Raw genomic sequence first — 15,966 nt, forward strand, 5'->3', positions numbered from 1 at the left:
GGTCAATCGTTGCGCCGCGAAGGCTCCGCACGGGTTCGACACGATGCGTGTTTATCGTTCGGAGCGTCGCATTCAGGACGTCGAAGACGGCGCATCGCCGAGCCGCGTGAATTCTTCGGGCGTATAGGCCGTGATGGCGAGCGCGTGAATGCCGCGCTGCATCACGTCGGCCAGCGCATCATACACCAGCCGATGCCGCGCCAGCCGGGGTTTGCCCGCAAACGCGGACGATACGAGCGTCACCGCATAGTGCCCGCCGGCGGCCGCACCGGCATGGCCCGCATGCAGCGCGCTGTCATCGCGAACCGACAGCGACGAGACGGGCAGCGCCGCATTCAGGCGCGCCTCGATGAAGGCAATCCGTGCGGCCGGTCCCGCTTCGACGAAAGCGCTGCTCGACAGTTCACTCATCGCTCACTCCTCCTTCAAATACTTCGCGAGCCACAGACTTTGCGCGACGATGAAGACGACCATCGCCCCCGTCGTGCCGAACAGCTTGAAGTTGACCCACTGCGACTCCGTGAAATTGCCGACCACATAGAGGTTGGCCACACCGAGCGCCACGAAGAAGAGCGCCCATGCCACGTTGAGCTTATCCCAGACGCCGTCGGGCAGGCTCAACTGTTTGCCCATCATGGTCTCGATCAGATTCTTGCGAAAGGCGTAGCGCGCGACAAGCAGGCCCGACGCGAAGAGCCAGTAAAGCGCGGTCGGTTTCCACTGAATGAATTTCTGATCGTGCAAGACGAGCGTCGCACCCCCAAAGACGACGATGACGCCGAGACTGACCCACAGCATCGTATCGACCTTGCGATGGCGAAACGCCACCCAGGCAACTTGCAGCAAGGTCGCGGCAATGGCGACGGCGGTCGCCGTGAAGATGCCCCAGACCTTGAATGCGACGAAAAAGAGGATGATCGGGAAAAGGTCGAAGAGAAATTTCATGAATGGCCGAGGGTGTCGGAAGAAGGCGACGAAATGTCGGCGAACGCGGCCGCCCCGGTTCGGCCCCGCTCGAGAACCAGGGACGGCACGCCGGGCGGCGCTACTTGGGGTCGAATTGTAGCGCAGCCGAATTGATGCAGTAACGCAGGCCCGTCGGTGCCGGGCCATCCTCGAATACGTGGCCCAGGTGTGCGCCGCAGTGCTTGCAACGCACTTCGATGCGCAGCATGCCATGCGAGCGATCGGTACGTTCTTCGATGACCTCGCCGTCGATGGGCTTGAAATAGCTGGGCCAGCCGCAGCCAGCGTCGAATTTCGTCGACGACTCGAAAAGCGGCGTTCCGCAGCACACGCAATCGTAAATGCCGCGTTCCCAGTGATCCCAGTACCGGCCCGTGAAAGGGCGCTCGGTGGCGGCGTGGCGCGTAACCACGTACTCGGTTTCGGAAAGCTGACCGCGCCACGCCTCGTCGGGTTTGCCCAGCGGATAGTCTTCGTCGGTGGGGGCCGGGGAGGCGAGCGGATCGTGAGGATGATCGGTATGACGGTTCATGGGATGATGTCTCCATCGAATGGCGCCCGCTTGGCGGGCGCTCGTTGCGAGCGTGAAGAGGGCTAAGACGAGCAGCTCACCGAGAGCGTGCCCGCCCACTCCGGCGGCAGCGCCGCGTAGTCCTCGAATTCCGGCTGTTCGTCGAATGGCCGCGAGAGCACCGCGGCAAGGCGCGCCACTTCGGAAAAGTCCTTTTCCATCGCCCGCCTGATCGCGGTTTCGGCCAGATGATTGCGCAGCACGTACTTCGGGTTGATGCGATTCATCGCCTCGCGCCGCGTGGCGTCGTCGCGCGGGTCCAACGCAAGCCGCGCGCGATAGTCCGCGGCCCATCGGTCGAACGCCTCCCGATCGAGGAACATGTCGCGCACCGGCGCATCGCCGCGCGCATCGTCCTTCGAGACCTGCGCGAGGCGGCGGAACGTCAGCGTGAAATCGGCTCGGCTGGCATGCATGAGTTCGAGCAGTCGGTCGACGAGCTTGTCATCGCCCGGCCGCACGTCCGACAAGCCGAGCTTGTCGCACATCCGGCGCTCGAACGCCGGCGCAAAGCGGGCCTTGAATCCTTCGAGCGCCTCTTGCGCGTCGGCGACCGAGCGCTCGGCGCGCACGCTCTCCTCGTAATGCGCGCCGATGAGCGGCAGCAGCGCCTGGGCCAGGCAAAAGCAGTTCCAATAGGCGATCTGCGGCTGCATACGATAGGCGTAGCGGCCCTGCGTATCCGAATGGTTGCAGATGTGGTTGGCGTCGAAGGCATCGAGAAAACCGAACGGCCCGTAGTCGATGGTGAGGCCCATTACCGACATGTTGTCCGTGTTCATGACGCCGTGGCAAAAGCCCACTGCCTGCCACTGCGCAACCATGTCGGCGGTACGGGCGACTATCTGTGGGAGCATGGCCAGATAGCGGTCCGGCGTTTCCCTGCACTGCGGGTAAAAGCGATCGATCACATGATCCGCGAGCGCGCGCAGCGCGTCGATCTTCTCGCCCGCATAGAAATGCTCGAAATGTCCGAAGCGCACGAAGCTCGGCGCCACCCGTGTGACGACAGCCGCCGTTTCGATCTCTTCGCGGCGCACGGGTTGATCGGATCCGATTACGCATAGTGCACGCGTCGTCGGAATGCCGAGATGATGCATGGCCTCCGAGCAGAGAAATTCCCGGATCGAAGAGCGCAGGACGGCGCGTCCGTCCCCCATACGCGAGTAGGGGGTGCGGCCGCTGCCTTTCAGCTGCAGCTCGTTGCGCAGACCGCCGTGCTCGAGCTCGCCGAGCGAGAGCGCGCGACCGTCGCCAAGCTGTCCCGCCCAGACGCCGAATTGGTGCCCCGAGTAGACAGATGCGTACGGCAACGCCGCCTGCGGCCATTCGCGCGTGGCGTTGCCGCTGAAAAGCTCGACGAAGCCGGGCGTCTCGGCGATGCGCGGCTCGAGCCCGAGGAGCGCTGCCGCGTCGGCCGAAAACGCCACCAGATAAGGGGCGGGTAGCGGGGCCGCAGGCAGCCGCGTGAAAAACGCGGAGCCGAGTTCGGCGAACGAACCGCTGCGCGCGGTGCCCAGCGCGCTCGCGAGTTCATCGGCGGTGTCGAGCTGTGCTGCGATGCTTGGGGAAAACGACATATTGAGGTGCCTTTGAGTTACCCGCTATTGTAAGGCGCCGGCCGAGGGCGCGTCGCAAGCCGCGCGAGCCCGGGCTGCGGGCACTCGAGCGCACCGGACGCGATCGCGGGACGACAACGAAAATAGGAGGGCGCCGCCATGACCGAGCCTTTGTTGGGCCAGATGATGGACATACCGCTCAACGTTTCGATGCTGCTGCGGCATGCCGCGCGTTATGCGGGGGATACGGAGATCGTTTCCCGGCGCATCGAGGGCGATATTCACCGCTACACCTATCGCGATTGCGAAAAGCGCGCCCGGCAACTCGCCCAGGCGCTGATCCGGCTGGGCGTGCAGCCCGGAGAGCGCGTCGGTACACTGGCGTGGAACGGCTACCGTCACCTCGAAGCCTATTATGGGGCGACGGGGTTCGGTGCCGTTTGCCATACGATCAATCCGCGGCTTTTTCCAGAGCAGATCGCCTATATCGTCGCGCATGCCGACGATCGATACATCCTGTTCGATACGACGTTCGCGCCGCTCGTGGCCGAGCTCGCGCCGCGCTGCCCGAACGTGAAGGGTTGGATCGCGCTCGCGGATGCCCCGAAGGAAAGCCCCCCGGACAGTGTGCCTTTGCTGTACTACGAGCCGCTGCTCGCGGCCGAGGATGGTGAGTTCGAGTGGCCCGAACTCGACGAGCGGCTCGCCTCGTACCTTTGCTATACCTCGGGTACGACGGGGCATCCGAAAGGCGCGCTGTACTCGCACAGATCCGTGGTGCTGCATGCCTACGGCGCATCGCTGACCGGCGCGATGGGAATTTCGGCGCGCGATTCGGTGCTCCCCGTCGTGCCCATGTTCCATGTCAACGCCTGGGGCATCCCTCACGCGGCGCCGCTGAACGGCGCAAAGCTCGTGCTGCCGGGCAAGGACCTCGACGGCAAATCGCTTTACGAGCTGATGGAGGCGGAGCGGGTCACCTTTTCGGCTGGCGTGCCCACGGTCTGGATGGGCTTGCTCGCGCACGTGCGCGAAGGCGGCAAGCGCTTTTCGTCGCTCGAACGCACGGTCATCGGCGGCTCCAGTTGTCCCCCGGCGATGCTGCGCAGCTTCGAAGACGACTATGGCGTGCGCGTGATCCATGCCTGGGGCATGACCGAGCTTTCGCCGCTCGGCACGCTCGCGCGGCTCAACTGGGAGCAATCGCAGCGCCCGCGCGAAGAACAGCGGCGGTTGCTTGAAAAGCAGGGCACGGTCATCTTCGGCGTCGACATGAAGATCGTCGATGCGAACGGCGCGGAATTGCCGCGCGACGGCGTGGCGTTCGGCGATCTATACGTACGCGGCCCATGGGTGATCGACCGCTACTTCGCGACCGAGACGTCCGCGCTCGTCGACGGCTGGTTCCCGACGGGCGACGTGGCGACGATCGACAGCGAAGGCTTCCTGCATATCACCGATCGCAGCAAGGACGTCGTCAAATCCGGCGGCGAATGGATCAGCTCGAGCGAGGTGGAGAACATCGCCGTCGCCCATCCCGACGTCGCCGAGGCAGCGTGCATCGCGTGCCCGCATCCGAAATGGGGCGAACGTCCGCTGCTCGTCGTCGTCAAACGGCCGACCGGCGATGGCCTGACTCGCGAGGCGCTGCGCGCGTTTTACGAAGGTAAACTGGCGAAGTGGTGGATTCCCGACGACATCGTTTTCGTACCCGAATTGCCCCATACGGCGACGGGCAAACTGTCGAAGATGAAGCTGCGCGATATGTTCCGGGATCATGTGTGGCCGACGAAGGAGCGAACATGAAAGGGCAAGACGAGGCCCTCCTCGTAATCGATCTGCAAAACGACTTCATGCCGGGCGGTGCCCTGGCCGTCGCGCGCGGTGACGAAGTCGTGCCCGTGGCGAACCGGCTCGCACGCGCGTTCGAGCATGTGATCGTGACCCAGGACTGGCATCCGCGGGACCACATCTCGTTCGCCGCGAGCCATGCGGGCAAGTCACCGTTCGAGCGCATCGCGTTGCCGTACGGCGAGCAGGTGCTGTGGCCCGTGCACTGCGTGCAGGGCACGGCGGGCGCGGCGCTGCACGAGGCGCTCGACATCGCCCATGCGAGGCTCGTCATTCGCAAGGGCTATCGCCGCACGATCGACAGTTACTCGGCCTTCGTCGAGGCGGATCGCGAAACGCCGACCGGACTGGCCGGCTATTTGCGGGAGTCGGGCGTCAAGCGGGTGTGGTGCTGCGGTCTCGCAACCGACTACTGCGTGGCATGGACCGCGCTCGATGCGCGGGCAGCGGGGTTCGAAGCCGTCGTCGTGGAAGACGCCTGCCGAGCCATCGACCTCGAGGGCTCGCTCGAACGCGCGTGGCGGGACATGGATGCGGCTGGCATTGCGCGCGCTCGCGCCGAGGACGCATTGCGGTAATCGGCCTCGAACGGGCTCGAAACGAAACGGGTATCATCCGTCGCTGACATCTGACAGGCCGACCGTCGGCGCGACAGCCGGCCGAACGCAAACGAACGGAGCTCAGCGTGATTCGACACATCGTAATGTGGAAATTGAAGGACACGGCGGAAGGTGCAACGCGCGCGGAAAACGCATTGAAGCTGAAGGAAAAGCTCGAAGGCTGCCGCGATATCGTGCCGGGCATCCTGCGCATCGAAGTCGGCATTGCGAAGCCGGGGCTCGAATCGACCTACGACGTCGTGCTCGTGTCCGATTTCGCCGACAAGACCGCGCTCGACGCGTATCAGGTTCACCCCACGCACGAAGCGCTCAAGTCGTTCGTCGGCGCCGTGCGCGAAGCGCGCCAGTGCATCGACTACGAAATCTGAGACCCATCAGCCCCCCCGCAAAAACCGCGATGCCGCACACTCCGCCTCCCGCCGGTCATGCCAATGTGATCGAAAGCCCCTTCGTCGATCACCTCGGTGTGCGTCTCGTATCGGCCGCCGACGGTGTCAGCGAGGTCGAACTGCCGCTTGACGCAACCCTTATGAACACGTGGCAGGTCGCGCACGGCGGCGTCACCATGACGCTGGCCGATGTCGCGCTCGCGACGGCCGCGCGCAGCCTGGCCGGCGACGGCATGGGCGTCGTCACGGTCGAAATGAAGGTCAATTTCATGCAGCCCGGGCGCGGCGAGTTGCGCGCGTTCGGCCGCGTGCTGCATCGTTCGACGACGATGGCGTACTGCGAAGGCGAAGTGCGCGACAGCGAGGGCCATTTCGTCGCCAAGGCACTCGGGACGTTCAAATACATGCGGCGCCTGGCCGTCGGCCGGGACATCGTCGAGCAGCGAACCCGGCGCATACCGACGGGCAAACCAGGCCCCAGCGACGGCTGATCCTCTCGCCTACCGCTCGGGCGGCCACGGCCCCCCGGGCTCCCGCCGTCCACGGGGATTTTTTCGTTTTCGGCTTTGCGCTTGCCGGACGCTTATCGAAGGAGAAAATCGCCATGACTCAGATGAACCGCCGCATGCTGCTCGTCTCGCGTCCACAGGGTGCCATGACGGCCGACAACTTCCAGCTCGTCGCCACGCCGCTCGAGCCGCTTGCCGACGGGCAGTTTCGCGTCCGCAATCATTGGCTGTCGATCGACCCGTACATGCGCGGCCGGATGAACGAAACGAAGTCGTACGCCGCGCCGCAACCGCTCGGCGAAGTGATGATCGGCGCAACGGCCGGAGAAGTCGTGGAATCGCGCAACACCCGCTTTGCGGTGGGCGACAAGGTCACGGGCGTATTCGGTTGGCAGGAATTCGGCACATCGGACGGCACGGGCGTGACGAAGGTCGACGATACGGCGATCCCGCTCTCGGCTTATCTCGGCGTCGCGGGAATGCCGGGCGTGACGGCGTGGTACGGGCTCAACGAGATCATTGCGCCGCAGGCAGGGCAGACGATCGTCGTCAGCGCGGCCAGCGGTGCCGTCGGCAGCGTCGTGGGCCAGTTGGCGAAGCTGGCCGGATGCCGTGCCGTGGGGATTGCGGGCGGCGCCGAGAAGTGCCGCTACGTGACGCAGACACTCGGCTTCGATGCCTGTGTCGACTATAAGGCCGGCAAGCTCCAGGAGGACCTCGAGGCTGCCACGCCCGAGGGTGTCGACGGCTGCTTCGAAAACGTGGGCGGCGCCTCGCTCGATGCGACGCTCACGCGGATGAACCCGTTTGGGCGCATCGCGTTATGCGGCATGATCGCGGGTTACGACGGGGCGCCCCAGCCGCTTCGGCAGCCCGCGCTGATCCTGACGATGCGCCTGACATTGCAGGGTTTCATCGTGTCCGAGCATCTGGATATCTGGCCGCGGGCGTTGGCCGAGCTCGCCTCGCTCGTTGCGCAAAAGAAGCTTAACTATCGCGAAAGCGTAATGGAGGGGCTCGAGCATGCGCCCGACGCTTTGATGGGGCTTCTCAAGGGGCGCAACTTCGGCAAGCAACTCGTCAAGCTCGTTTGAGGAATCGGAGTCCGTCATGCAGGCGTTCGAAGGCAAGGTTGCCGTGATTACCGGCGCGGCGAGCGGATTGGGCCGCGCGTTTGCCGAACAGGGCGCCGCGCTCGGCATGAGACTCGTGCTCGCGGATATCGATTCCGATGCTCTGGCCGATACGGCAGCGACGCTGAGGGCGGCCGGTGCAGAGGTCGTCGCTGTGCCCACCGATGTCTCGGACGCCGGCGCAGTCGAAGCGCTCGCCCGCAAGACGCTCGATAGCTATGGCAAAGCGCATCTGCTGTTCAACAATGCGGGCGTGGGTGCAAGCGGCCTCGCCTGGGAGATGAGCGCGAACGATTGGGCGTGGGTCTTCGGCGTGAACGTGATGGGTGTGGCGCACGGTGTGCGCGTATTCGCACCGATCATGATCGGGCAGAACGAGCCCGCGCATATCGTGAACACCGCGTCCGTCGCGGGATTCCTCGCGCCGCCATTGATGAGCGTCTACAACGCCTCGAAGCATGCCGTCGTCGGACTGACCGAAACGCTTTATCACGATTTGCGCAAGGTCGGCGCCCCGGTGGGGTGCTCCCTGCTGAGTCCGGCGTTCGCACCGACAAACATCGCTGATGCCGAGCGCGCGCGCCCCGCGCGCTTGCGCAACGACGCGGCACCGACGGCATCGCAGATCCTCGCTGCGCGCGAGTTGCGCAAAGCCGTGCGTGCCGGACGGCTCACGGCCGCCGATATCGCCGACGCGACGTTCGACGCGATACGCGACGAACGCTTTTATGTGTTTACGCATCCGGCCATTGTTCCGAGCATCCGCTTGCGGCACGAAGATATCGAAAGGCAGCGTCAGCCCAGCGATCCGAGCAGTCCGGCGTGAATCGTCAGCCCCCGGTGTTCGAGGGGCCGCCGTCGATCCAGAAATCGAAGATGCGTTCGACGTCGCCCGGGCGGCGCACGCGATGCGATCCGTCATCGTCGCTGCGCTCGGCGAGATGGGCCCGGAGGCCCGTGCTCCCCGTATCGACGCGCAAGGCAGTCGTGCCGCGCGTCCCGTAATCGGGCGTCTCGATGAACGCCGCGGACAGCGCGCGTTCGCGTTCGAGCGGGATGCCGGTGTAAGGCAGCGTGTCGTCGGGTGCGATCTGTCTGTCGAGCATCAGTTCGATGAGGCCCGCAAGCGGGGCTTGCCCGTTGCCAGCACTCGTCAGCGCAGCCAGTTCGGCGCGCTTTCTCGCGAGCTTGGGCCAAGGCGTGTCGAGCACCGCATTCGAAATACCGTGTGTGCCGGGCGGGAGTAGGACGGGCGGCGCTTCGCCGCGGTTGCAGTACCACGCGAGCTCGCGCCGGGCAAAATCGCCTGCCAGCAGATTGAAGCCGTTGTAGATTGCGCCGCGCTCGGCCACCCGCGCGAGGTAGTCAAGTGGGGCGAGACGCTCGCCGGCGAGATACTCCGCGACGAGCATCCCGCGCGTCGGTGCATCGGGCCGTGTGTCGAGCGGGGCGCGGTAATTCGTGAGCGCGGCGAAGCGTCCGTCGCGCGATACACCCAGCCAGGTCCCGCCGCCCGCCAGATCGCGGCCGGCCAGTACTTGCGGAAGATCGGTCCACCATCCGAGGGGAGCGGTCTCGCGGCGAAAATATTCGTCGCGATTGGCGGCGAGCGTGAACAGAGGGCCGTGTGCCGCATCGGGCCGCCAGTCGAAGACGATGAGGCACATCTGGCGCGTCAGACTTCCGTGGGCAATGCGTACGGCAACGGCTCGAACGCCAGTTCGGGCCCCTCGGCGGTACCGACTCGAACGACGCCTTCGTCGAGCGATGCAAGCTTGATCTCGACGAGCGCGTCGAAACCGCCTCGTGGCGCGGCCGCGACATTGACGATCATCCCGCACGGCTGGCCAGGATCTGCGGAATGGAAGAGTTCCGCGCCGGCGCGCACCGGGTCGCTATCGGTGGCGATATGCGCGAGTGCCACGCGCCGCTTGATCGTGCCGCGGTACTGGCTGCGAGCAACGACCTCCTGGCCCGGATAGCAGCCCTTACGAAAGTTGACGGCGCCCAACGCGTCGAAATTGACCATTTGCGGCACGAACTGTTCGACCACGTCCGCTGTGATGCGCGGCTCGCCCGCGCGGATGTCCAGCCAATCCCAAACGGCCGACGAAACGTGCGCGAGACGGGCTTCGAGCCCCGGCAGGCAGGCCTCGACCTCGGCTTTCGGGCCGATCCACAAATAGCGGGCGCGGCCGTTGGCGTCGGGCACACGCACGAGCGAGCCCAACGGGCCGGCGACCTGCACGTTCACGCCGTCCGGCAGCGCTTCGAATACGCTCGAAAGCGCTTCGCGCACATCGCCCGCGAAGCCGATCACGGCGACCGCGTCCGTGATATCGACAAGCTTCGCCTTTGCGCGCAACACGAACATCGACAGCCGCTTTTGAACATTCGCACAAACCGTTCGCGCGACGAGCAGCCGAATCGATTGCCCGGCGCGCCACGTGAGCATGGAGGCGATGAGCCGGCCTTTCGGCGAACAGTAGCCGGCCAGCCGCGCACTCGCGGCATCCAGATGCTGAACGTCGTTCGTCAACTGGCCATGAAGGAAGCTCGCGGCGTCGTCTCCCGTGGCCTCGATCACACCGAACTGATCGAGCGCCATGAAAGCGCCGCGCGCGAGGACCGCGTCGAATTCGACCGGGGCGGGGCGGGATAGGCCCGGTGCGGGCGAAGCGGGGGGCAAATCGGGTGCGTGGGGGGCATTCATGGATTCGATATCCGGTCAATCCTGACTTTGGCTGATGCGAGCAAGCTATTATATGGGGTCTACCCGAGCCTTGTTTCGCATGTCCCTTCTGAAGAAATGCTTCGCCCTCGGTGCAGTTGCCGTCGTTTTGCTTGCCGCCGCCGCGGGCGGCGGATATTTCTGGGCCACGAGCCCCGTCACGCTCTCGGCTCCCGTGGTCGATGTCACGATCAAGCCGCACAGCAGCGTGCGCAGCGTCGCGTTGCAGCTCGTGCGGGCAGGCGTGACGCTCGCCCCCGAACCGTTCGTTCTGATGACGCGCGCGCTGGGCCTGCAAACGCGGCTGAAATCCGGCAACTATGAGTTCAAGAGTGGCGTGACGCCGTACGAAGTGCTGCAAAAGCTGGCGCTCGGCGACACGAACGAGGACGTCGTCACGATCATCGAAGGCTGGTCGTTCAAGCGCATGCGCGCCGAAATCGACGCCGACCCGTCACTCAAGCACGACACCGTGGGGATGACGGACGCCCAGTTGCTGGCTGCGATCGGGGCGCAGGAAAAGGACCTCGCGAATGCCGAGGGGCTCTTCTTCCCGGATACGTACCTGTTCGACAAGGGATCGAGCGATATCGACGTGTACCGGCGCGCGTACCGGTTGATGCAGCAGCAGCTCGCGCGCGTCTGGATCGAGCGCGCACCTGGGTTGCCGTACCAGACGCCGTATGAGGCGCTGACGATGGCGTCGCTCGTCGAGAAGGAGACGGGCAGGGCTGCGGACCGTCCGCTGGTCGCGGCGGTGTTCGCCAACCGGTTGCGTATCGGCATGCCGTTGCAAACCGATCCGTCGGTGATCTACGGCCTGGGCGACGCGTATACCGGCCGGCTGCGCAAGCGGGACTTGCAAACGGATACCCCGTATAACACCTATATGCGGCGCGGTCTGCCGCCGACGCCTATTGCGCTCGCGGGCGCGGCATCGCTCGAGGCGGCGACGAAGCCGGCGCCCACGGGCGCGCTCTATTTCGTTTCGCGCGGCGACGGCACCAGTGTCTTCTCCGATACGCTCGGCGATCACAACAAGGCGGTCGATAAATATATTCGAGGTCAACAGTAAATGGCGCGCGGCAAATTCATCACCTTCGAAGGCATCGACGGCGCAGGCAAAACGACGCATCTGGCATGGTTTCGGGAACGTCTCGAAGACAAGCTGAGCCCGGCGGGCAGCGCTGTCGTGACGACGCGCGAGCCCGGCGGTACACCGCTCGGCGAAGCCTTGCGCGAGCTGCTGCTGCACGAGCGGATGGACCTCGAGACCGAGGCGCTCCTGATGTTCGCGGCACGCCGGGAGCATCTCGCGCAGGTCATCGAGCCGGCACTCGCACGCGGCGACTGGGTCCTGAGCGACCGGTTCACCGATGCGACGTTCGCCTATCAGGGCGGCGGCCGCGGCTTGCCGCGCGATAAGCTCGAGGCGCTCGAACGCTGGGTGCAGGGCGGATTCCAGCCGGATCTGACCGTGCTTTTCGATGTGCCGCCGCGAACGGCCAGCGAGCGGCGCGGCGCGGTGCGCTCGCCCGACAAGTTCGAGAGCGAGACGCTCGCCTTTTTCGAGCGCACGCGCGCCGAGTATCTGCGGCGCGCGCAAGAAGCCCCGCACCGGTTCGTGGTTGTCGATGCGACGCTCGGCATCGACGAAATCCGTCACCAGCTCGCGCGGCTGGTGTCGACGCTTTGAGGCGAATCGCCGCGACGTACGCGGCACCGCGCCCCGCTTCTCATTGAAACGCAACGTCTGGACGATTCGACGATGATTCATCCTTGGCAACTGGACGACTGGAACCGCTTGCAATCGTTGCGCGGGCAGTGGCCGCACGCCCTTTTGCTGTACGGCCAAGCCGGTATCGGCAAACTCCGTTTCGCGCAGCACGTCGCGCAAGGCCTGCTGTGCGAGGCCCCGCGCGCCAACGGCGAGCCTTGCGGGGCCTGCGCGGCCTGCAATTGGTTCGTCCAGGGCAACCACCCCGACTACCGGGCCCTGTTCCCGGAAGCGCTGGCTTCGGAGCTGGGCTCGTCGGCGCCTGCCGCTGAGCACGACGAGAAAGCGGACAGCGAAGACGGCAAAAAGACGCGCACGCTGAGCAAGGAAATCAAGATCGAGCAGGTGCGGGCGCTGCTCGATTTCTGCGGCGTGGGCGCCCATCGCGGCGGCGCGCGCGTGGTGCTCGTCTATCCGGCCGAAGCGCTCAATGCGGCGGCGGCCAACGCGCTCCTGAAGACATTGGAGGAGCCGCCGGCCGGCGTCGTCTTTTTGCTCGTCTCGGCACGCCTCGACAGGCTTTTGCCGACGATCGTCAGCCGGTGCCGCCAATGGCCGATGCCGACGCCCGCACCTGAACTCGCGCGCGAATGGCTGGCGCAGCAAGGCGTGGCGGACGCCGACGCGCTACTGGCCATGGTGGGCGGCGCGCCGCTCGCCGCACTCGCGCTCGCGGCGGACGAAAACCGGCCGCTGCGCGAGTTCACGCTCAAGCAGCTCGCGGCCGGCCCCCAATGCGACGCCTTCGCTTGCGCCGAGGCGCTGCAAAAGCTTCCCGTGCCCATCGTGCTCGGTTGGCTGCAGCGCTGGCTTTACGACTTGCTCGCCGAGCGCACCGCCCATCGGCCGCGCTACTTTCCAGCGGCGGCACGCGATCTCGCGCATTGCGCGCAGCGGATCGACGCCAATGCGTTCGCGCGCTATATGAAAACCGTTGCACGTGAACGTGCGGTCGAAAACCATCCTCTCAACGCGCGTCTCGTCTTCGAGGCGCTGTTTCTCGGTTACCGCGAGCTCTTCGTCCAGTCCGCGCACGCTTGATACGAGCCCACGCCATGTCGATACACATTCGGGATGCAACCCTCGACGATCTTGCCGCGATCGTCGCCATTTACAATTCGACGATCGCCTCGCGCAGCGTCACGGCCGACCTCGAACCCGTGACGGTCGAGAGCCGCCTGCGGTGGTTCCACGCCCACGGCGCGGCGCATCGGCCATTGTGGGTCGCCGAGCAGACGGAGCGCGACGATCGCGACGAGCGCGATGGCGCGGGGCGCGTGATCGGCTGGCTGAGCTTTTCCGACTTCTACGGGCGCCCGGCCTATGCGCGCACCGCGGAGCTCAGCATTTACCTCGACGAGTGCGCACGCGGCCGTGGACTCGGCAGGCAACTGCTGGAGCAAGCGCTCGAAGCGGCGCCCGGCCTTCGGATCGATACCGCGCTTGGATTCATCTTCGGCCACAATGCGCCCAGTCTGGCCTTGTTTCGCCGGGCAGGCTTCGAAGACTGGGGCATGCTGCCCCGTGTCGCGGTGCTGGACGGCGTGGAGCGCGATCTCGTCATTCTCGGCAAGCGAATCGCATAGCGAATTCGTTCGCCCGTTGCGCAAAGGAACTCAGGATGTTTGTCGATTCTCATTGCCATATCAACTTCGAAGGACTGGCCGATCGCCTGCCCGAAGTGCTCGAGAACATGCGAGCTCAGCAAGTGACGCACGCGCTTTGCGTCAGCGTCGATCTGGAGACGCTGCCAGCCGTGCTCGACATTGCTTCGGCGTATGACAACGTGTTTGCGTCGGTCGGCGTGCATCCCGACCATGAAGACGCGCGCGAGCCCACCGTGTCGGAACTCGTCGAGCTCGCGAAGCATCCGAAGGTCGTGGCGATCGGCGAGACCGGACTGGATTACTACCGGCTCGAAGGCCGCTCGATCGCCGACATGGAATGGCAGCGCGAGCGCTTTCGTACGCACATCCGCGCCGCGCGCGCGACGATGAAGCCGCTCATCGTCCACACGCGAGCGTCGGCCGACGATACGCTGAGGATCATGGAGGAAGAAGCGGCTCACGTACCGGGCGGCGTCATGCATTGCTTCACGGAGCCGTGGCCGATCGCCGAGCGCGCGCTCGCGCAGAACTTCCATATTTCGCTGTCCGGCATCGTCACGTTCAAGAGCGCTGCCGACGTGCAGGACGTCGCACGGCGTGTGCCGCTCGAGCGCTTGCTGATCGAAACCGATTCGCCGTACCTCGCACCGGTTCCCTACCGTGGCAAACCCAATGAACCTGCGTACGTCAGCCATGTCGGAGCTTTCATCGCACAGATACGCGATATGCCCAAGGAAGCGCTCGCCGAGGCGACGACCCGGAATTTCTTCCGGCTATTCGCCTCGGCCGCGCGATCCTCGAGCTGAACCACACGTTCGCCTTTGTCAGGCAACAGAAAGGAAAACCATATTGCCTATGAACACGCTCACCCTGCCGCTCATCCAACGCCCCGGCCGCGCCGCCTCCCGCCTGAGAACCGCCAGTGGCCTGCGCCGGGTGCTTGCGGCATGTGCAACCGCGCTCGTGGCTGCGGCCGCCGTCGCGCCGGCCTACGGGGCCGACACCGACAGCATCGTGAAAGCCGTCAAATTCGACGATGACAAGCGCATTGCGAAGCTGCTCGCGCAAGGCGTCGATCCGAACATGACGACGCCGGACAAGCTGCACATGCCACTCATCGTCCTCGCCGCACGCGAGAAGTCGGACAAGGTGGCCAAAGTGCTCGCATCGAATCCCAAGACCGATCTGGACAAGGTCGATAGCGCCGATGAAAACGCCATGATGCTCGCCGCATTGAACGGCGATCTCGATCTCGTGAAGCTGCTGATCGACAAGGACGCCGAAGTCAACAAAAAAGGCTGGGCGCCGTTGCACTATGCCGCGGCGAACGGTCACGACGATATCGTCCAACTGCTGATCGACCATTCCGCCTATCTGGACACGCCATCGCCGAACGGCACGACGCCGCTCATGATGGCCGCGCGGGGCAATCACATCACGACGATGAAAGTGCTGCTCGATGCGGGGGCCGACCCGCGGGTCAAGAACCAGATCGGCATGACCGCGCTCGACTTCGCGAAGCAATACCACGCGAAGGACGCAACCGAAGGGCTGGAGGCCATGTTCGCCCGCGACGCCGCGAGTGCGTCCGCTGTGGCCCCTGCAAGCGGGCAAAACGGTGCAAAATAAGCGTTTTTTGGCACGGCTGGCGCCGTGCCTGGCTGACGGGTCGACCGGTCGCGAAGTACGGGACCGGTTCGCAGCCCGCGGATTCACCGCTCGGAGAAAAGGATAACCATGTTGCGGGCTTTGATTGGCCTTGGGGCACTCGCCATGCCGGTGGCGGCGTTCGCATTTTCGGGGAGCGAGCTCAGCGGATTGTGCGGCCGAACCGATACGGTCTCGCGCGCGGCATGCAAGGCGTACGTACTCGGCGTCGCCGACGGCGTCTATAACACGATCGACGCGATCGGCGGCACGACGGGACCGCGAGTGGGCCAGTATTTCTGCCTGCCGAGCGGCGTGAAGCCCCAGCAGCTCGTCGATGCGGTCCGTAAATACGTGGCCGAAAACCCGAAACTGGCCGATTACAACGCCAGTACGAGTGTTTCGCTCGGGCTCGGCAAGGCTTTTCCCTGCAAACACGACTGAAACAGTCGCCGAACGCATGTTTCCCGACTGTAACAGCCGGGAATAAGTGAAAATGGCGCGTTTCCTTCCGAGAGCCGTACTCAATAATGAAGGCTCGAGTGCCGGCGCGATGCGAACGGCCCGGGTCTCGCCCTGATCGGTCGAACTGACGCGGCGCGCCTG

The 15,966-nt window shown here is 65.1% G+C and carries 19 protein-coding genes; 13 read left to right on the forward strand and 6 right to left on the reverse strand.

The window, feature by feature from the left end:
• Positions 1-72: 72 nt before the first annotated feature.
• The 4 genes from ACO1XS_RS22890 to ACO1XS_RS22905 all read right to left on the reverse strand — a co-directional run bounded on the left by ACO1XS_RS22890 (position 73) and on the right by ACO1XS_RS22905 (position 3,117).
• On the reverse strand, positions 73-411 hold the full coding sequence (locus ACO1XS_RS22890) for a BolA family protein (protein ID WP_331572559.1): 339 nt from the start codon (positions 409-411) through the stop codon (positions 73-75).
• Positions 412-414: 3 nt separating this feature from the next.
• Entirely contained in the window at positions 415-945 is a 531-nt protein-coding gene (locus tag ACO1XS_RS22895; protein ID WP_331572557.1) for a septation protein A, read from the reverse strand.
• Between the two features lie 100 nt (positions 946-1,045).
• Positions 1,046-1,498: a peptide-methionine (R)-S-oxide reductase MsrB gene (gene msrB, locus ACO1XS_RS22900; protein ID WP_486391756.1), complete on the reverse strand. Its 453-nt coding sequence runs from the start codon at positions 1,496-1,498 to the stop codon at positions 1,046-1,048.
• 62 nt (positions 1,499-1,560) lie between these two features.
• Positions 1,561-3,117, reverse strand: a complete 1,557-nt coding sequence (locus tag ACO1XS_RS22905; protein ID WP_486391757.1) for a protein adenylyltransferase SelO — start codon at positions 3,115-3,117, stop codon at positions 1,561-1,563.
• A gap of 138 nt (positions 3,118-3,255) precedes the next feature.
• Between ACO1XS_RS22905 and ACO1XS_RS22910 the strand changes: the two genes are divergently transcribed.
• From ACO1XS_RS22910 to ACO1XS_RS22935, 6 genes are all read left to right on the forward strand, one after another.
• Positions 3,256-4,902 (forward strand): 3-(methylthio)propionyl-CoA ligase, encoded by a 1,647-nt coding sequence (locus ACO1XS_RS22910; protein ID WP_486391758.1) that lies wholly within the window; start codon positions 3,256-3,258, stop codon positions 4,900-4,902.
• Complete coding sequence (pncA, locus tag ACO1XS_RS22915; RefSeq protein WP_486391759.1) at positions 4,899-5,525, forward strand: bifunctional nicotinamidase/pyrazinamidase; 627 nt, start codon at positions 4,899-4,901, stop codon at positions 5,523-5,525. The genes ACO1XS_RS22910 and pncA overlap by 4 nt, the downstream gene beginning before the upstream one ends.
• A gap of 107 nt (positions 5,526-5,632) precedes the next feature.
• Complete coding sequence (locus ACO1XS_RS22920) at positions 5,633-5,935, forward strand: Dabb family protein (protein WP_331572546.1); 303 nt, start codon at positions 5,633-5,635, stop codon at positions 5,933-5,935.
• Positions 5,936-5,964: 29 nt separating this feature from the next.
• Positions 5,965-6,447, forward strand: coding sequence for a PaaI family thioesterase (locus ACO1XS_RS22925; RefSeq protein WP_331572544.1), 483 nt, complete (start codon positions 5,965-5,967; stop codon positions 6,445-6,447).
• Positions 6,448-6,560: 113 nt separating this feature from the next.
• The gene (locus ACO1XS_RS22930; protein WP_486391760.1) at positions 6,561-7,559 is read left to right on the forward strand and encodes an NADP-dependent oxidoreductase; all 999 of its coding nucleotides are present in this window, start codon (positions 6,561-6,563) and stop codon (positions 7,557-7,559) included.
• A 16-nt stretch (positions 7,560-7,575) separates the two neighbouring features.
• Positions 7,576-8,424, forward strand: coding sequence for an SDR family oxidoreductase (locus tag ACO1XS_RS22935; RefSeq protein WP_486391761.1), 849 nt, complete (start codon positions 7,576-7,578; stop codon positions 8,422-8,424).
• Between the two features lie 4 nt (positions 8,425-8,428).
• Here the strand turns inward: ACO1XS_RS22935 and ACO1XS_RS22940 are convergent, their stop codons facing one another.
• Together ACO1XS_RS22940 and ygfZ are read right to left on the reverse strand one after the other, a co-directional pair.
• The gene (locus ACO1XS_RS22940; protein WP_331572538.1) at positions 8,429-9,265 is read right to left on the reverse strand and encodes an NRDE family protein; all 837 of its coding nucleotides are present in this window, start codon (positions 9,263-9,265) and stop codon (positions 8,429-8,431) included.
• 8 nt (positions 9,266-9,273) lie between these two features.
• Positions 9,274-10,311 (reverse strand): CAF17-like 4Fe-4S cluster assembly/insertion protein YgfZ, encoded by a 1,038-nt coding sequence (gene ygfZ, locus ACO1XS_RS22945; RefSeq protein WP_486391762.1) that lies wholly within the window; start codon positions 10,309-10,311, stop codon positions 9,274-9,276.
• A gap of 79 nt (positions 10,312-10,390) precedes the next feature.
• Here ygfZ and mltG point away from each other — a divergent pair, with 79 nt between their 5' ends.
• From mltG to ACO1XS_RS22980, 7 genes are all read left to right on the forward strand, one after another.
• Positions 10,391-11,404, forward strand: a complete 1,014-nt coding sequence (gene mltG / locus ACO1XS_RS22950) for an endolytic transglycosylase MltG (RefSeq protein ID WP_331572534.1) — start codon at positions 10,391-10,393, stop codon at positions 11,402-11,404.
• Positions 11,405-12,025, forward strand: a complete 621-nt coding sequence (tmk, locus tag ACO1XS_RS22955) for a dTMP kinase (protein WP_331572532.1) — start codon at positions 11,405-11,407, stop codon at positions 12,023-12,025. It begins immediately after the preceding gene.
• A gap of 72 nt (positions 12,026-12,097) precedes the next feature.
• Positions 12,098-13,147 (forward strand): DNA polymerase III subunit delta', encoded by a 1,050-nt coding sequence (locus ACO1XS_RS22960; protein ID WP_331572530.1) that lies wholly within the window; start codon positions 12,098-12,100, stop codon positions 13,145-13,147.
• Positions 13,148-13,161: 14 nt separating this feature from the next.
• Entirely contained in the window at positions 13,162-13,692 is a 531-nt protein-coding gene (locus ACO1XS_RS22965) for a GNAT family N-acetyltransferase (RefSeq protein ID WP_486391763.1), read from the forward strand.
• A gap of 35 nt (positions 13,693-13,727) precedes the next feature.
• Positions 13,728-14,519, forward strand: a complete 792-nt coding sequence (locus tag ACO1XS_RS22970) for a TatD family hydrolase (RefSeq protein WP_331572526.1) — start codon at positions 13,728-13,730, stop codon at positions 14,517-14,519.
• 49 nt (positions 14,520-14,568) lie between these two features.
• Positions 14,569-15,342: an ankyrin repeat domain-containing protein gene (locus tag ACO1XS_RS22975; protein WP_331572524.1), complete on the forward strand. Its 774-nt coding sequence runs from the start codon at positions 14,569-14,571 to the stop codon at positions 15,340-15,342.
• A 108-nt stretch (positions 15,343-15,450) separates the two neighbouring features.
• Complete coding sequence (locus ACO1XS_RS22980; protein ID WP_331572522.1) at positions 15,451-15,804, forward strand: Rap1a/Tai family immunity protein; 354 nt, start codon at positions 15,451-15,453, stop codon at positions 15,802-15,804.
• The last annotated feature ends 162 nt before the right edge of the window (positions 15,805-15,966 follow it).

Source organism: Trinickia sp. (assembly GCF_057351765.1).

Excerpts from the sequence above, each read along its gene's own strand:
- ACO1XS_RS22970 (WP_331572526.1), top strand. The coding sequence starts at position 13,728 with ATGTTTGTCGATTCTCATTGCCATATCAACTTCGAAGGACTGGCCGAT.
- ACO1XS_RS22925 (WP_331572544.1), top strand. The coding sequence starts at position 5,965 with ATGCCGCACACTCCGCCTCCCGCCGGTCATGCCAATGTGATCGAAAGC.
- ACO1XS_RS22935 (WP_486391761.1), top strand. The coding sequence starts at position 7,576 with ATGCAGGCGTTCGAAGGCAAGGTTGCCGTGATTACCGGCGCGGCGAGC.
- msrB (WP_486391756.1), bottom strand. The coding sequence starts at position 1,498 with ATGAACCGTCATACCGATCATCCTCACGATCCGCTCGCCTCCCCGGCC.
- ACO1XS_RS22980 (WP_331572522.1), top strand. The coding sequence starts at position 15,451 with ATGTTGCGGGCTTTGATTGGCCTTGGGGCACTCGCCATGCCGGTGGCG.
- ACO1XS_RS22965 (WP_486391763.1), top strand. The coding sequence starts at position 13,162 with ATGTCGATACACATTCGGGATGCAACCCTCGACGATCTTGCCGCGATC.
- ACO1XS_RS22905 (WP_486391757.1), bottom strand. The coding sequence starts at position 3,117 with ATGTCGTTTTCCCCAAGCATCGCAGCACAGCTCGACACCGCCGATGAA.
- tmk (WP_331572532.1), top strand. The coding sequence starts at position 11,405 with ATGGCGCGCGGCAAATTCATCACCTTCGAAGGCATCGACGGCGCAGGC.
- ACO1XS_RS22940 (WP_331572538.1), bottom strand. The coding sequence starts at position 9,265 with ATGTGCCTCATCGTCTTCGACTGGCGGCCCGATGCGGCACACGGCCCT.
- ACO1XS_RS22895 (WP_331572557.1), bottom strand. The coding sequence starts at position 945 with ATGAAATTTCTCTTCGACCTTTTCCCGATCATCCTCTTTTTCGTCGCA.
- mltG (WP_331572534.1), top strand. The coding sequence starts at position 10,391 with ATGTCCCTTCTGAAGAAATGCTTCGCCCTCGGTGCAGTTGCCGTCGTT.
- ACO1XS_RS22910 (WP_486391758.1), top strand. The coding sequence starts at position 3,256 with ATGACCGAGCCTTTGTTGGGCCAGATGATGGACATACCGCTCAACGTT.
- ACO1XS_RS22960 (WP_331572530.1), top strand. The coding sequence starts at position 12,098 with ATGATTCATCCTTGGCAACTGGACGACTGGAACCGCTTGCAATCGTTG.
- ygfZ (WP_486391762.1), bottom strand. The coding sequence starts at position 10,311 with ATGAATGCCCCCCACGCACCCGATTTGCCCCCCGCTTCGCCCGCACCG.
- ACO1XS_RS22930 (WP_486391760.1), top strand. The coding sequence starts at position 6,561 with ATGACTCAGATGAACCGCCGCATGCTGCTCGTCTCGCGTCCACAGGGT.
- ACO1XS_RS22890 (WP_331572559.1), bottom strand. The coding sequence starts at position 411 with ATGAGTGAACTGTCGAGCAGCGCTTTCGTCGAAGCGGGACCGGCCGCA.
- pncA (WP_486391759.1), top strand. The coding sequence starts at position 4,899 with ATGAAAGGGCAAGACGAGGCCCTCCTCGTAATCGATCTGCAAAACGAC.
- ACO1XS_RS22975 (WP_331572524.1), top strand. The coding sequence starts at position 14,569 with ATGAACACGCTCACCCTGCCGCTCATCCAACGCCCCGGCCGCGCCGCC.